Origin of the sequence: Streptomyces sp. NBC_00285 (genome assembly GCF_036174265.1) — a bacterium.
Taxonomy (GTDB): Bacteria; Actinomycetota; Actinomycetes; order Streptomycetales; family Streptomycetaceae; genus Streptomyces.
This window is the reverse complement of record NZ_CP108055.1, coordinates 8,896,962-8,911,671: the sequence shown is the minus strand read 5'-3', so window position 1 is coordinate 8,911,671 and position 14,710 is coordinate 8,896,962. Positions and strand designations below refer to the sequence as shown.

The 14,710-nt window shown below is 70.7% G+C and carries 11 protein-coding genes and 4 tRNA genes; 6 read left to right on the top strand and 9 right to left on the bottom strand.

The window, feature by feature from the left end:
- The first annotated feature begins 132 nt into the window (after positions 1-132).
- On the top strand, positions 133-1,110 hold the full coding sequence (locus OHT57_RS40840) for an acyl-ACP desaturase (protein WP_328751897.1): 978 nt from the start codon (positions 133-135) through the stop codon (positions 1,108-1,110).
- Positions 1,111-1,175: 65 nt separating this feature from the next.
- Positions 1,176-2,012 (top strand): hypothetical protein, encoded by an 837-nt coding sequence (locus OHT57_RS40835; protein ID WP_328751895.1) that lies wholly within the window; start codon positions 1,176-1,178, stop codon positions 2,010-2,012.
- Positions 2,013-2,023: 11 nt separating this feature from the next.
- Here the strand turns inward: OHT57_RS40835 and OHT57_RS40830 are convergent.
- Positions 2,024-2,099: transfer RNA gene (locus OHT57_RS40830), tRNA-Trp, on the bottom strand.
- Between the two features lie 90 nt (positions 2,100-2,189).
- On the opposite strand from OHT57_RS40830, the gene OHT57_RS40825 reads away from it, so the two are divergent.
- Both OHT57_RS40825 and OHT57_RS40820 read left to right on the top strand, forming a co-directional pair.
- Positions 2,190-3,593: a vWA domain-containing protein gene (locus OHT57_RS40825; protein ID WP_328751893.1), complete on the top strand. Its 1,404-nt coding sequence runs from the start codon at positions 2,190-2,192 to the stop codon at positions 3,591-3,593.
- Positions 3,594-5,387 (top strand): AAA family ATPase, encoded by a 1,794-nt coding sequence (locus OHT57_RS40820; RefSeq protein ID WP_328751891.1) that lies wholly within the window; start codon positions 3,594-3,596, stop codon positions 5,385-5,387.
- Positions 5,388-5,754: 367 nt separating this feature from the next.
- Here OHT57_RS40820 and OHT57_RS40815 read toward each other — a convergent pair whose 3' ends face one another.
- From OHT57_RS40815 to OHT57_RS40795, 5 genes are all read right to left on the bottom strand, one after another.
- Positions 5,755-7,083, bottom strand: a complete 1,329-nt coding sequence (locus OHT57_RS40815) for an SDR family oxidoreductase (protein WP_328751890.1) — start codon at positions 7,081-7,083, stop codon at positions 5,755-5,757.
- 28 nt (positions 7,084-7,111) lie between these two features.
- Positions 7,112-7,183 (bottom strand) — tRNA-Ala (locus OHT57_RS40810).
- Positions 7,184-7,192: 9 nt separating this feature from the next.
- A tRNA-Asp gene (locus tag OHT57_RS40805) sits at positions 7,193-7,264 on the bottom strand.
- 11 nt (positions 7,265-7,275) lie between these two features.
- Positions 7,276-7,349, bottom strand: a tRNA-Ser gene (locus OHT57_RS40800).
- Positions 7,350-7,388: 39 nt separating this feature from the next.
- On the bottom strand, positions 7,389-7,637 hold the full coding sequence (locus tag OHT57_RS40795) for a WhiB family transcriptional regulator (RefSeq protein ID WP_328751889.1): 249 nt from the start codon (positions 7,635-7,637) through the stop codon (positions 7,389-7,391).
- Between the two features lie 220 nt (positions 7,638-7,857).
- Here OHT57_RS40795 and OHT57_RS40790 point away from each other — a divergent pair, with 220 nt between their 5' ends.
- Positions 7,858-8,649 carry a VOC family protein gene (locus OHT57_RS40790; RefSeq protein WP_328751888.1) on the top strand — a complete coding sequence of 264 codons (792 nt, stop codon included), beginning with the start codon at positions 7,858-7,860 and terminating at the stop codon, positions 8,647-8,649.
- Positions 8,650-8,667: 18 nt separating this feature from the next.
- Here the strand turns inward: OHT57_RS40790 and OHT57_RS40785 are convergent, their stop codons facing one another.
- From OHT57_RS40785 to OHT57_RS40775, 3 genes are all read right to left on the bottom strand, one after another.
- Positions 8,668-9,693, bottom strand: coding sequence for a LacI family DNA-binding transcriptional regulator (locus tag OHT57_RS40785; protein WP_328751886.1), 1,026 nt, complete (start codon positions 9,691-9,693; stop codon positions 8,668-8,670).
- Between the two features lie 361 nt (positions 9,694-10,054).
- Positions 10,055-10,978 (bottom strand): ornithine cyclodeaminase family protein, encoded by a 924-nt coding sequence (locus OHT57_RS40780; RefSeq protein WP_328751885.1) that lies wholly within the window; start codon positions 10,976-10,978, stop codon positions 10,055-10,057.
- A 26-nt stretch (positions 10,979-11,004) separates the two neighbouring features.
- On the bottom strand, positions 11,005-11,982 hold the full coding sequence (locus OHT57_RS40775; protein ID WP_328751883.1) for a multicopper oxidase domain-containing protein: 978 nt from the start codon (positions 11,980-11,982) through the stop codon (positions 11,005-11,007).
- A gap of 189 nt (positions 11,983-12,171) precedes the next feature.
- Between OHT57_RS40775 and OHT57_RS40770 the strand changes: the two genes are divergently transcribed.
- Positions 12,172-14,667 carry a ThuA domain-containing protein gene (locus OHT57_RS40770; protein WP_328751881.1) on the top strand — a complete coding sequence of 832 codons (2,496 nt, stop codon included), beginning with the start codon at positions 12,172-12,174 and terminating at the stop codon, positions 14,665-14,667.
- The last annotated feature ends 43 nt before the right edge of the window (positions 14,668-14,710 follow it).

The following is a 14,710-nucleotide window of genomic DNA, read 5'->3' as shown; positions in this document are numbered from 1 at the left end:
CAGCGATATTTACACCCCCCTTAACTTACGGTGGCGTAACCTACGGTTTCGTAGCCTACGATTCCGTAAGTTACTGGCACCGCTCGCCGCCCGGCCCCCGTACATGTATGCCGCGTCCCCCCTGGAGTACCTGTGACGATCACTTCCCCTCACCTCAGCAGCCCGTCCTCCGCCTGGACCGACGCCAGACTGCTGCACGCGCTGGAGGAAGTGGTCGAGCAGGAGCTCAACCGGCACCTGAAGGTCACCAAGGACTGGATGCCGCACGAGTACGTCCCGTGGAGCGACGGCCGCAACTTCCCCGGCCTCTTCGAGGACGGCGAGGCCTGGGAGAAGGGGCAGTCCAAGGTCACCGAGATCGGCCGGATCGCCCTGGTCGTGAACCTGCTGACCGAGGACAACCTCCCCAGCTACCACCACGAGATCGCCTCGCTCTTCGGCCGCGACGGCGCCTGGGGCACGTGGGTGCACCGCTGGACGGCCGAGGAGGGCCGCCACGGCATCGTGATGCGTGACTACCTGCTCGCCTCGCGCGCGGTGGACCCGGACAAACTGGAGCAGTTCCGGATGGCTCACATGGGCGAGGGCTTCGAGTCGGACAACCGGCACTCGATGCTCCACTCGGTGGCCTACGTCTCCTTCCAGGAGCTCGCGACCCGTGTCTCGCACCGCAACACCGGCCACCAGTCCGGCGACCCGGTCTGTGACCGCATGCTGGCGCGCATCGCGACCGACGAGAACCTGCACATGGTCTTCTACCGCAACCTGCTGAAGGCGGCGTTCGAGCTCGCGCCCGACCTGACGATGCAGGCGGTGCGCGACGTGGTCGTGAACTTCCGGATGCCCGGCCACGGCATGCCCGGCTTCGAGCGGGCCGCCGCACAGATGGCGATCGGCGAGATCTACAACATGCGCATCCACCACGACGACGTCATCCAGCCCGTCCTGCGCTTCCTGAAGGTCATGGAGATCGGTGGCCTGAGTCCCGAGGGTCTCCAGGCCCAGGAGGAACTCGGCCTGTACATGAGCGGCCTGGACGCGGAGGCGTCGAAGTTCGACGCGAAGCTGGCGGCGCGCAAGGCGCGGATGGCGGCTCGCGCGGGAGCCTGACGCCGACCGGTCCGCCCACCCGATATCCGGTGCGGGCCGCCGCTCGTCTGCGTCATCATGCGGCCATGCATGACAACACCACGGCACAGCGAGCGGTCGGTTTCCTGCTGCGCCTCACCGACGCCGACGACGCCGCACGGATACGGCGGCGGATCGGAGCGCCGTCGCCGGGCGCGGGCGAACGCCGGACCGCCCACGCCGTCCTGAAGCTGACCCCGGTCCCCTCCTCCGTCCTGCTGTGGATCCTGGAGGAGAACGACCCGAAGCTGAACGCGGTCGTGTACGGGCACGCTTCGGCCGACCCCTGGCTGCGGCGGGCGGTGTTGCGCGGCGTGCCGTTCGGTCCGGGCCGCACGGACACCCTGCCCGTGGACCGGGTGCTGCTCAAACACGCGGACGAGCCGCCCGTGCCGCACCAGTTGGTGGCTCAGGGACTCGTCGAGGCGCTGCGGGCCGCGACCGCCATGGCCCCCGCCCGGGACGCTGCGTCCATGGTGCTGGGACACCGCGACTGGCAGACGGTCGCCGCCGCCGACCGGGAGCGGCCGCTGCCCGGTTACGCCCGCTGGGCCCTGTCCGTGCGCCCGGACTGCCCGCCCGCGCTGCGCGACCAGTTCGGCAGCCACGCCAAGTTCACCCACCGCCTGCGCCAGGCGGGGGTCCTGGCGGGCCCCGGTGCCTACGCGACCGGCCACGGACCCGCCGCGCATGTGCTGAGGGTGCTGTCCCTGGGCCATGTGATGTTCCCCGCGCGCGTACGCGACGCCGAGGAGGCACTGCGGCCTTTGGTGCGCGACCACCTGGGCGGCCACGAGGAGGCCTGGGCGGTGCTGGCACAACTCCTCGACACGTTCCACGGAACGGCGCCGGAACTGATCATGACGGCTGGTGCGATCGCCTGAACCGCTGGGGGGGCGAGGCGGCTGGATTCGAACCAGCGTGTTCTGGTTTTGGAGACCGGTGCGCCTGCCTCTGCGCTACGACCTCGCCCTTGGTCCCCGAGCGTAATGCGTTGGCCCCTTGTCAGTGGCCACTGCTACCAATGAGGCACGGGGGAGATTCGGCACGGGGGGCCCGGCATGGCGTACGGAGAGCGGGGGCGGCGCATCCCGGTGGTCGACCTGGCCGACCGCAGGGCGCTGGAGCGGTACCGTCCGGCGGACTCGGAGGTGGTCGAGGAGGCGCGCCGGCTGAAAGAGGCCGCGCTGCTGGACTTCGGGCTGACCGAGTCGGCGGTGGCGTCCTGGCTGTATGCCAAGTGCCGTCACCAGATCCCGACGACAGCGATCGACACGGCAGCCGTGGTGGCCTCCGGCGACGGCACCTGTCTACTGCTCTACAACCCGGACTTCTTCGCCGCCCTCGGCCTGGACGGCGTGAAGTTCGTGCTGTTCCACGAGGCGCGGCATCTTGTGCAGCGGCATCTGTTCGCCGACCCCGAGCAGCGCGCGGACCCGGTGTTCACGCTGGCCTGCGAGGTGTCCATCAATCACGTGGCGCTGGTCCGGCTCGGCCGGCCGCAGCTGCCCCTGTTCGACGGCCGCCCCACCGGCGTCGACCCGCGACGGGTCCACGACGCCTACGTCCTCGACCTGACGGAGCACGGTCTGGAGCCGGTGCCCTACGAGACGTTCACGGAGACGGACCTGCGGGTGTACGGCGAGCTGAAGCGCATGCACGACCCGCCCGTCCCCGAGCGGCGGCTGTGCGTGCACCTGCGCGAGGGGGGCGTCCCCGCCGACCAGGAGACGATCGACGCCATCGCGTCCTCGGCGCTGCTGAACTCCCTGCTGGCAGCCCGGCGCGGGCACACGGGCGCGGAGCGGGAGCTGCTCGACCTGATGGGCCGCACCGAGGACGGCGACACGCGGACCGCACGGATCTGGGGCAGCCTCGGTGCGGGCGTGCTGCGCGGCGAGACCACGCGCACGCGTGCGGTCGACTGGTGGCAGCGCTGGCTGGTCGACGTGCTCGGCTCCAGACTGCGCGACGGCGAGCGACTGGTGTACCCGAAGAAGCGGGGCGCGCTGCTCGCCGCCCTCGGCCAGGATCCGATGCTCTCGCGGCGCGGCCAGGTGCGGGAGAAGGTGCTCGTCGTCGCCTACGACACCTCGGGTTCCATGCCGGACCACGTCGTCGAGTGGCTCACCCGGCTCGTCGGACGGATCGACGGGGTCGAGGCGCACTGGCTCTCCTTCGACGCCGAGGTGATGCCGTTCAAGCCCGGCGAGCGGGTCTACGGCGGAGGCGGCACGAGCTTCCAGGCGGTCGCCGACTACGTGGAGGGACGCACGGAGGTCGCCGGGCGCAGGTTCGACGTCACCCCGGACGCCGTGGTGATACTCACCGACGGATACGCCCCGCCCGTCACGCCCGCCGAGCCGGACAAATGGATCTGGCTGATCACTCAGGGCGGCAACGACTGGCCGGACACGCACACCCCTGCGATGGACTGCCATCGCGTCACCACAGGATCACGGTAGATGACGACGGAAACAGAGCGGTCGCCCACTTCTCGCCTGGAGACCTTCATCGACGCGATGATCGACATGGGGCAGACGGGGCAGATCTTCGGCGAGCACGGCATCGGCAAGACGGCGACGTTCTTCTCGCACGTCGCCCGGGGGGACCCGGACGCCACGCTGGTGTACGTCCCCGCGGCGAACCTCACGCCGGACGACCTGCTCGTCAACGCCCCGGTGCGCGACCCGCACACCGGGGAACTGGTCCTGCGCCAGCTGGTGATGAGCCAGCTGAAGCCGGGGCGGCCGTTCGTGCTGCTCATCGACGACTCCCTGCAGGCGGGCGCCACGATCCAGTCGCAGCTGATGCAGATCGCCTGCAACTGGACGCTCGGTGAGCACGATCTGCGCGTCCTGGGCTGCATCGGCGTCTTCCTCACGGACAACGAGTCGCTGGCGGAGACGTCGGCCAGGCGCAGCGACCTCGCGCTGCTCGACCGCATGGTGACGCTGCGGATCACGGCGAACGACACCTCGTGGCGGCGGCATCTGGCGGCCAAGTACCGCCCGTGGGACCTGCGTCCGGTGTTCTCACTGTGGGCGTCGCTCTCCCCCGCCCTGCGCGAGCTGCTGTCCCCGCGCACCCTGGACCACGTCCTGGCGAACGCGCGGGAGGGGTTCCCGCTGCGCTGGGGCCTGCCACTGGTCGACGGGGAGCGGCTGCGGCTGACCGAGCCGGCGCCGGACGGCAGGCCCGGACTGGACCGTACGGCCGAGATCCTGGACCACGTCGCCGAGTCGCTCGGCGTGCCCAACCCCTCGACGATCCCCGACCCGGTACGGCAGGTGGTGCGGGCCGCCCTGCGGGGCCGCTGGACGGTGCTGCTGCAGGGCCCGCCGGGCTGCGGCAAGACGGAGCTGGTGCGGGAGACGGTCCGGGCGGGGCTGGGCCGGGAACCGCTGTACTTCTCGCTGCCGGTGACGAACGTCGAGGACCTGTGTGCGCCGATCCCGTCGGCGGACGGCACCCTCGACAACCTGCTGGCCGCGAAGTTCACCGGGCCGGAGCCCAAGGCGATCATGTGGGACGAGTACAACCGGCCCAGGGACAAGGCCGCGTTCGCCAAGCTCATGGAGATCACCCAGGAGTGGTCACTGGCCGGCCGGCGGATCGAGAACCTGCGGGCGCAGATCGCGGTGCAGAACCCGCCGTACCACCTGGGCCGCAAGATGCTGGTGGCGCGGAACAACATCGCGCAGGCGACCCGGTTCACGGCCTCGCTCCAGGTGGAGCCCGAGGACATACCGGCCAACGAGTGGCTGCTGGCCCGGTACGGCTCGGACGCCGAGACGGTCCTGGAGTGGTGGAAGCACGACATCGACGACGACGGGCGCGCCTGGATCACCAAGCGCACCCTGGAGCGGTTGATCAAGCTGCAGCGGCGCGGACTGCCGCTGGAGATGGGCACGATCTATCTCGGCGACGGCGAGTACGCGCCCGTGCCGCTCACCGCGCTGCTCGACCGCTTCCGGGGCCGCCCGGTCACCGGTCTGCGCGAGCTCGCGCGCGATGTCGGCGCCTGGGAGGCCCGGCTGCGCCGCGCCGCCTCTCACTCCTCGGAGGGCGGCGACGACAGCGACGTCGTCCACCAGATCCTCGCCAACGCGGAACTGTCCCAGCTCCGCAAGCACCGCGCGGCCGTGACCCGCCTGGTGGCCCTGCTGCCGGCGAAGCTCCGGGCGACCTATCTGGTGGGCGCCTCGGAGCAGCAACAGCGGTTCTGGACGGAGGTGTTCATGGCGATGCGCCGGTGACGCGAACGGCGGCGCCACGGGCGGGCGTGGGGCCCCCGGCGGGTCGAAGGTGGCCGCCTGGCCGACGACCGGACAGGCCGCGCCCCCGGTGATGCCCTCCGCGGTCGAGACAGCGGGACCCCGGCACAGACGTCCACCGCAGCCCCCCACGACCCGGCCCGTCGACCCCGGGCGGCAGCGGCGGTAGCCGCGATGACAGACGCGGTGTCGGAGAGGGGCCCCGGAACAGCGCCTCCGCGATCAGCCCGGCGGCTGCTTACGGGGACCGTGCCGGCCCGGGCCGCAACCAGCCCGGCAGCTGGGCGAGTTCGGTGGCCGGCCGTTGCACCCCCGCGAAGCCGCCCCGCCGTTCACCCGCCGTCCCCGCTCACCACTCCGCCTGCCGGTAGTCCTTCAGGAAGACCCCGGAGACGGGGGCGCCCGCCTCACCGCGCACGATCGGGTCGTACACCCTGGCGGCCCCGTCCACGATGTCCAGCGGCGTGCGGAACCCGGCGCGAGCCATGCGCTCCTTCTTCGGTGCCGGGTTCTCGTCGGTGATCCAGCCGGTGTCGACGGCGCACATGTGCACGCCCTGCTCGGCGAGTTCGGCAGCGCTCGTGCGGGTGAGCATGTTGAGGGCGGCCTTGGCCATGTTGGTGTGCGGGTGCCCGGCCGTCTTGTTGCGGACGGCGAAACGGCCCTCGACGGCCGTCACGTTGACGACGTACCTGCGCGGGTGCGGGGAGGCGAGCAACAGGGGCAGCAGACGATCGCAGAGCAACGCCGGGGCGAGCGCGTTGACGAGCTGAGTCTCCAGGACCTCGGCCGGGTCGAGCGCGCCGAGCCGGGCCGACCAGGAGTTCTCCGGGGACGGATCGGGCAGCAGACCGGCCTCGTCGGCCTCGCGCAGTGCGACGGGCAGCGACGCGGCGCCGCTCTCCAGCATCCGCGTCGGGGCGAAGCCCGGTGCTGCCCGCACTCCCTTGGGCAGCGCGTCCCGCTCACCGGAGGCGAGCAGGGCGTACGACTCGGGCGGCCGGCGTACCGTCTGCGCCGCGTTGTTGACGAGGATGTCCAACGGGCCGCCCTCCTGGCGCAGTTCCTCGCACAGACCGAGCACCTGGCGCGGGTCACGCAGGTCGACCGCGACGACGGTCAGCCGGTCGAGCCACTTCCCGCTGCCCGGCTCCGTCTCGAAACGGCGCACGGTGTCGTGCGGGAAACGGCTGGTCACCAGCAGCTCCGCCCCGTCCCGGAGCATCATGAGAGCCAGTTGGAAGCCGATCTTCACCCGGCCGCCGGTGAGCAGCACACGGCGCCCCGAGAGGTCGGTGGAGAGGCCCCGGCGAGCCGTGTTGTCGGCGGCGCACCGCGGACAGAGCCGGTGGTAGAAGGCGTCGACCTGTCGGTAGGGCGACTTGCAGACATAGCAACTGCGCGGCTTGCGGTAGACGCCGGCGTCGCCTGATTCGGCCAGCGGCGCGTCCTCGCGGCGGTCGTGGGCGCCGGTCGCGGTGCCGGCCATCACCCCGGCGTCGGCGGCGGTCGTCTCGGCGCCCCGCGCCTTGCGCCGCCTCAGCCGTCCGTCGCGGGCGAAGGACGCGGCGACCTGTTCGGCCCGCAGTCGCACGGGGTCGTCGACGGGCAGCTCGCGCAGCTTCCCGACCGTACGGTGGAAGGCGGCGAGCTCGTCCTCGCCGATCAGGTCACCCATGCGTCCCCGCCCCGTTCGTACCGTGCCGTGGACCGGGCCGGATTCGAACCGACGTTCCCTTCATGCCATGAAGGTGCGCCTGCCTCTGCGCTACCGACCCCTGTGCCATGGGCCCCGGCCGGATTCGAACCGGCGTATCCGCCCTGACAAGGCGGCGAGTCTGCCTCTGCTCCACAGGGCCCGCGTGACGCAGCCCGGGGACCGGATTCGAACCGATGTGTCTCGCCTGAGCAAGGCGGTGCGCCTGCCTCTGCGCTACGCCCGGGTGCGCTCCCGGATCCTAACCGCACCCAAGGGCCGAAGGCTCACCGGTTTCCCGGCCGCCGGAGTTCCAGCCGCTCCTTCTCCGACAACCCGCCCCAGACGCCGAAGCGTTCGTCGTTGGACAGGGCGTACTCGAGACAGGCCGGACGCATCTCGCACATGCCGCAGATGCGTTTCGCCTCCCGTACCGAACTGCCCGGCTCGGGAAAGAAGAAGTCCGCCCCGGTCTCCGCGCACAGTGCCTGTGTCTGCCAGGCCAGGTCGGCCGGGGTGATCGTGTCGGTGTGCATGGCCGAGATCGTGCCGGGCGGCGAAAAACGTTCGATCAACGCCGGATCAACGCCCACGTTCACAGCGGCCGACCACCTTGATGGTCCTCCGCCCGGCGCGGAGACGCACGGCGGCGCGCGGAGTCCGTTCCGGCGGGTATCCGCGTCCCGGCGGCGATTGTCAGTGGGCGGTGCAAGACTCTGCAGTGCAGGCAACGGGACCCTTCGAAGGAGGGCAGAAATGCTCACCACCCGTTATGTCACCGGCGCTCCGAACTGGCTCGACATCGGCACCCCCGACATCGACGGCGCCGCTTCCTTCTACGGCGGACTGTTCGGCTGGGAGTTCCAGCCGGGCCCGCCCGAAGCCGGCGGTTACGGCTTCTTCCAGCTGGCCGGCAAGACCGCCGCCGGCGGCATGCAGACCACCCCGGACCAGGGCCCACCGTCATGGACCGTGTATTTCCTGACCTCGGACGCGGACGCCACCGCGAAGGCCGCCGAGCAGGCGCACGGCTCCGTGCTGATGCAGCCCATGGATGTGCTGGACGCGGGCCGCATGGCGATCCTCGCCGACAAGGCGGGAGTGCCCTTCGGCATCTGGCAGCCAGGGCGCACCAAGGGGCTCGACGTCACCCAGGAGCCGGGCTCGCTGTGCTGGGTCGAGCTGTACACGGCCGACCTGCCGATGGCCGCCTTCTTCTATCACGCGGCGCTGGGCATGGAGACCTACGGCGTGGACTTCCCCGGCGGCTCCTATACGACCGTGCTGCCGGGCGGACAGAGCGAGGACGCCATGTTCGGCGGGATCGTCCCGCTGGCCGACGACCCGCTGGAGGCGGAGAGCGGGCCGCACTGGCTGCCGTACTTCGAGGTCACCGACACGGACACCGCGGTAGCGAAGGCGCAGGAGCTGGGCGGCACGGTCCGGATGCCGGCCGTGGACGTACCGGGCGTCGGCCGTGTCGCCAAGCTGACCGACCCGTACGGCGCCCGTTTCGCCGTGATCAAGAGCGCGCCGCAGCAGACCTGAGCAGGACGGGGGCGGGGGTCACGCCGAGGCGCGCCGCACCAGCGTGGTCGGCAGCACCACCGCGGCCGGTGCGGCCCCCGCGCCCCTCGGGTCGAGACCCCGCAGCAGCAGGCGGGCCATCAACCGGCCCATCTCCTCGATGTCCTGACGGACGGTCGTCAGGGGCGGATCGGTCTGCTCGGCGACCGGCAGCATGTCGTCGAAGCCGATCACCGCCACGTCCTCGGGCACCCGGCGCCCCCGCTCGCGCAGCACACGCAGACCGCCGGACGCGGTGAGGTCGTTGGCGGCGAACACCGCGTCCACGTCCGGTCGGCGGTCGAGCAGTTCCCGCATCGCACGCTCACCGCCGGCCGGGGTGAAGTCGCCCTGTACGACGAGGTCCGGGTCGCCGTCGCCCATCACGTCCTTGTAGCCGTCGAGCCGGTCCACCGCGGAGGTCTGGTCGAGGGCGCCGGTGATGTGGGCGACGCGGGTGCGCCCGAGGCCGACGAGGTGGCGTACGGCCTCGCGGGCACCGCCGCGGTTGTCGCTGTCGACGTACACGACGTCCGTGGTCCCGTCGCTCCAGCCGGGGCGCCCGCCGAACACCGTGGGGACACCCGCCCGTTGGATCAGGCCGGGCAGCAGGTCGTCGAAGTGCAGTGAGAAGACGAGCGCGCCGTCGACATGTCCTCCGGCGAGGTAGCGTCCGACGCGGGCGTGGTCGTCCCGGCCCTCGGTGAGCAGCAGCACGAGTTGGTTGTCGTGGGCGGTCAACTCCTTGCTGATCCCGCGGAGTTGCAGCCCGAAGAAGGGGTCGGCGAAGACCCGGGTCTCCGGCTCGGCGACGACCACCGCGATGGCGTCGTGGCGCCGGGTGACAAGACTGCGGGCGGCCTGGTTGGGGACGTATCCGAGTTCCTCGACGGCCCTGCGCACCCGCTCGACGAGCGGCTCCCTGACCCCGTCCCCGCCGTTCACCACGCGGGACACGGTGGCCCGGGACACCCCGGCCCGTGCGGCCACGGCCTCCAGAGTGGGACGCGGCGCTGTGTCGGTCACTTCGGGGCTCCTCGTCGGCGGGGTGCGGATCAGGATAGCTCCGGCGCGCAGCCTGATGAGAGCGCTCTCGTCGTCGGCGGAGGAAGCGACGGAGCGTGAGAAGCGTGGGGCGGGCCTCCCTGACCTGGAGCCCCTGGCGGGCGGGGGTTCCGCGGTCGCGGACTGACGCACACGCGGGCAGGCAGGGCTCGGGCAGATGTGCAGGCGGGCAGGCGAGCAGCACGTCGGCTCTTCGATGTCCTCGGGCGGTGCGCCGCGGCCCTTCCCGACCGAGACGGCCTCGGCATCGCGGGTGCGCCGCTCCGACGGGAGGGTCCACGGCGACGCCCCGTCGAGCCGGCCGGGCCTGCCCCGCCCAGGCTCAGGCCAGCAGATCCACCCGCCGCCCGATCCCCTCCCGCTCGGCAAGCCCGTACGCCGTCCAGGCGAGCGCGAGGTCCTGCCAGGGCAGACCGACGGGGGCGTAGACGGTACGGTCCTCCGCTCCCGTCCGCCCGGGGTGCTCACCCCGGACCACCTCGCCCAGGGTCGCGCCGACAGTTCCCCCGGCCGCCGGCGCGCCCATGCTCAGGGCGAGCGAGCGGTCGTCGACCACGACCAGGGCCGCCTCCAGCAGATCAGCCGCGAGTTCCGCCTTGCCCGGTTCGTCCACCCCTAGGCTCGTGAAGTGCTGCCCCTGCCTGGTGTCCGCCAGGTGCAGCAACGGCTCCCTCGACCAGGTCGCCGACAGGACGAGGTCGGCGACGGCGGCGACCTCCGGCGCGGAGGCCAGCACGGTCCCGCCGTGCCGTGCGGCGAACTCCGCGGCGCGGTCGGCCGACGTGTCGTGGACGACCAGGGCACCGCGGGGCCGCAGCGACGCCAGCCCTCGCACCATCAACTCGGCCTGCGCGCCCGCCCCGATCACGCCGACGACCTCGCCCGCACCCGCGAGCAGATGGGTGCCCAGCGCCGCCGCCAGTCCCGTCCGCCACGCCGTGACCGTCGCCGAGTCCAGCAGCGCGAGGAGTTCGCCGTCGGCCCCGCTGTGCAGGCAGATGACCCCGCGCAGGGCGGGCCGGGCACCGGGGAACTTGGCGTTCACCTTGACCGTGTAGGCCGGGACGCCGGGCAGCAGGCCCGGGATCAGGGCGGTTGCCGTACCGGGGAACGGGAGGTCCGTGCGCACCCGTTGCCCCGCGATCGGCACCGTCTCCGCGTCCCGGAAGCCGTCCCGCAGAACGTCGACACAGGCCTCCGGCTCCAGCAGTTTTTCCAGATCACCGCGCGTGAGGAGAAGAGTCACCGCCCAATGATCCGTCAGCCGGTGCGTCAGTGCTCGTGCCCGGCCGATGTGCTTCCGTGCTCGTGCGGCTCGTAGTCGGGAATCGTCCCGTCCGTCTTCTTCACCAGGAACAGTCCCACCATCCCCATGTCGGAGTGGCTCTGCACATGGCAGTGGTACATCCACGCGCCCGCCCCGACCCCCTCCCCCGCGATCACCTGGAAGCCGAAGGAGTCCGCCGGGCCCACGATCTTGTTGTCGATGACCTGGCTCGGGTCGTCGGGACCGGTGAGCATGCCCGTACGGTTGTCCGCCCAGCGGTGACCGTGCATGTGGAAGGTGTGGTAGTACTCGCCGTGCGTGATCATCACGAATTCGACGCGATCACCCACCGTGGCCTCGAAGTCGGGCCCCGAGTGCGCCGGCTTGTTGTTGATGAGCATGTCGTTGAAGACGATCGTGTGGGTCGCGTCCGGGAGGACGTCGCCCTTGCGGCGGACGATCACCGGGCCGTAGAGGCCCTTGCGGATGCCGCCGGTGCCGTGCTCCGTGCCGACCACGTGGTCGTGGTAGTGCCAGTAGCCCGCGCTGCCCGCCCGCCAGGTGCCGTCGCTCCGGCGGCCCGGCACATGGGTACGCCAGGTGTAGGTACGGGTGCCGCCCGGCTCCACGTCGCTCTTGTTCAACTTCGTGCCGTCGCTGGAGACTTCGTAGTCCAGGCCGTGGACGTGCAGGCTCGCCCTGACGTCCGTCGTGTTCTCGAACTCGATGTGCAGGGTGTCGCCCTCGTTGAGCTCGATGAGCGGACCGGGGATCGTCGCCCTGCCCTTCTCGAAGCCGTAGCCCATCTGCCCGTCGGCGAGCTTCTCGGCGTACAGCTTGATGTGTCTGACCTCGCCGCCCGGAGCGGCCTGCGCCGGACGGGTGTCGCTCCTGGCCTCCGGCGCCATGGACAACGATGTCGCGACGGCCGCGCCGCCCAGCAGTACCCGTCGGTTGAACCCACGTCTGTCCACTGCGGCCATACAGAACTCCCCATCCTGATACGGGATGTGCGGAGACGCACCTGTGATGAACCTGTGAGACGGTACCGGCCCTGAAAGGGTTTATCCACACTCAGGACAAAGTTCGTGCGATCCCGGTCATAGGTATTGGCGAGAGACGCAAAGGCGTCTAGCTTCCATGGCGCTGTTGCTGTGACCGAGGAGGTGCCCATGCACTTACGAGGGTTGAGCGCTAGAAGCGGAGGAACGACGAGAAGACGGGTCTGGGTGGCCACGGTGACCGCCGGGGTCCTCGCCGCCGGGCTGATGTCCGGACCGGCCGCGGGAGCACTGCCCGCGCCGGAACCGTCACCGACAACGATGTCCGTCAAGTCGCCACCGGGCGGCGCCGATGTACGGGTGCTGGTGTTCTACGGCTCGGCGGCGGACGGCGACGAGTCGCCGGTCGTCAACGCCGGGATCGCCGCCATCGAGAGGATCGGGCTGTCCGGTCCGGCGAACCAGCGGTTCGCGACCGAGGCCACCGACGACGCCCGGGTCTTCACCGACGAGGAGGCGCTGGGCGGTTACAACGCGATCGTCTTCCTGACCGGCGGCGGCGATGTCCTCGACCCCGGCCAGGAGGCCGGTCTGGAGGCCTACATGGAGGCGGGCGGCGGCTTCGTCGGCATCCATGACGCGGCCCGCGCCGAGCCGTACTCCGACTGGTTCACGGGCCTCGTCGGCGCCCGCCCTGCCGCCACCAGCCCAACGGCCGTCCAGCGAGCCACCGTTGAGGTGGGCGACCGGCAGCATCCGGCGACGAGGGATCTGCCGGTGCAGTGGAAGCGTCCCGACCAGTGGTTCAACTGGACGAAGAACCCGTCCGGGGACGTGCACACCGTCGCCAGGGTGCGCGAGTCGACCTACCGGCCGGGGGCGAGCGCCAACGGCTGGGATCACCCGGTGAGTTGGTGCCGTGACTACGACGGCGGCCGGTCCTTCTACACCGGCATGGGCGGCACGGTGTCGTCGTACGACGAGACCGACTTCCGGACCCATCTGCGTGGTGCGCTGCTGTGGACCTCACGGCTCGTGCAGGCCGACTGCAAGGCGACGATCAACGGCAACTACAAGGCGGAACGCCTCACCCGGCCCAACCAGGCAGGGCAGAACGACCAGATCGGAGAGCCGCACGGCCTGGTCACCGCACCGGACGGGCGGGTGCTCTACATCGGCCGCGGCGGCGCCGACTCCTCCCAGCCGGTCGTCACCGACTGGAACAACCCGGACGTCGGCAAGGGCAAGGGGCAGATCCACGTCTACGACCCCGCGACCAAGAAGGTCACCCTGGCGGGCGAGTTGACCGTCTTCGGCAACAAGGGCGGCGGCGACGAGCTGGTCAAGGTCGAGGAGGGGCTGCTCGGGATCGAGCTCGATCCCCGCTTCGAGCAGAACGGCTGGGTGTATCTGCACTACACCCCGCACGCGCAGCTCAACCGCGACACACGGATGGCCGAGCGACGGGTGTCCCGCTTCACCCTCGACCTCGCGACGAACAAACTGGATCTGAGCAGCGAGAAGGTGCTGCTCAAGTGGCCGGTCCAGGTGCACAGTTGCTGCCACTCGGGCGGCGGGATGTCCTGGGACTCGAAGGGCAACCTGTATATCGCGACCGGGGACAACAACTCCAGTGGTTTCAGTGGCGGTTACTCCGGCAACAACCCGCAGCCCACCTTCAAGGGCGTCTCCTTCGCGGACGCGCGCCGCACCGCAGGCAACACCAACAACCTCAACGGGAAGATCCTGCGCGTCCATCCGGAGGCCGACGGGACGTACACGCTCCCCGAGGGGAACCTCTTCACCGGCCGGGAGACCGGCGAGGGCGGCGGCAAGACGCGCGGCGAGATCTATGTGATGGGGGTCAGGAACCCGGCCCGTATCTTCGTCGACAAGAAGACCGACACCCTCTACGCCGGCTGGGTCGGTCCGGACGCGAGCGCGCCCTCGACGACCTGGGGCCCGGCCAAGTACGACACGTTCGCCGTCATCACCAAGGCGAGCAACCGGGGCTGGCCGTACTGCATGGGCAACAAGCAGCCCTACCGCGACCGCAATCTGCCGAACCCCGACCAGCCGCTCGGCTGGTACGACTGTGACCACCCGAAGAACGAGTCGCCCAACAACGACGGCCTGGTCAACCTGCCGCCGGTCACCGGCAACAACATCTGGTACTCGCCGCAGGGCGGCGCCCCGGACTACCCGCGGGACGCGAACGGCATCCCGTCCTACAAGCAGGAGGAGGCCACGTATCTGCTGCCCTGGCTCAAGGGCGGCGGGCAGGCCGCGATGAACGGGCCCGTCTACCGCTACGACACCGCCCCGGCCACCAGCACCGTCAAGTGGCCCGCCTACTGGGACGGCAAGTGGTTCGTCGGTGACTTCTACGACGCCGACCAGCCGCGCAACGCGGTGATCACCGACCCGAGGACGCACGGTGACGGCGGACTGCCCGTGCACAGCGAGTCGTTGAAGAAGATCGTGCCGATCGGCAACGACGGCATCAAGAACCTCATGGACTGGAAGTTCGGTCCGGACGGCGCGCTGTACGTCCTCGACTACGGGCGCGGCTTCTTCACCTCCGACGCCAAGTCGGCGCTGTGGCGGATCACTTACACGGGCGGCGGGCCCACACCGGCCGCCGGCGACCTGGCGAGGGGGTGGTGAAGGTGACACGGCGACGAAGAGTCTGGACAGCACTGCTGGCCGC

What these genes read in the sequence shown, in the direction of transcription:
- OHT57_RS40835 (WP_328751895.1), top strand. Translation starts at nt 1,176, where the DNA reads ATGCATGACAACACCACGGCACAGCGAGCGGTCGGTTTCCTGCTGCGC.
- OHT57_RS40825 (WP_328751893.1), top strand. Translation starts at nt 2,190, where the DNA reads ATGGCGTACGGAGAGCGGGGGCGGCGCATCCCGGTGGTCGACCTGGCC.
- OHT57_RS40820 (WP_328751891.1), top strand. Translation starts at nt 3,594, where the DNA reads ATGACGACGGAAACAGAGCGGTCGCCCACTTCTCGCCTGGAGACCTTC.
- OHT57_RS40815 (WP_328751890.1), bottom strand. Translation starts at nt 7,083, where the DNA reads ATGGGTGACCTGATCGGCGAGGACGAGCTCGCCGCCTTCCACCGTACG.
- OHT57_RS40795 (WP_328751889.1), bottom strand. Translation starts at nt 7,637, where the DNA reads ATGCACACCGACACGATCACCCCGGCCGACCTGGCCTGGCAGACACAG.
- OHT57_RS40790 (WP_328751888.1), top strand. Translation starts at nt 7,858, where the DNA reads ATGCTCACCACCCGTTATGTCACCGGCGCTCCGAACTGGCTCGACATC.
- OHT57_RS40775 (WP_328751883.1), bottom strand. Translation starts at nt 11,982, where the DNA reads ATGGCCGCAGTGGACAGACGTGGGTTCAACCGACGGGTACTGCTGGGC.
- OHT57_RS40770 (WP_328751881.1), top strand. Translation starts at nt 12,172, where the DNA reads ATGCACTTACGAGGGTTGAGCGCTAGAAGCGGAGGAACGACGAGAAGA.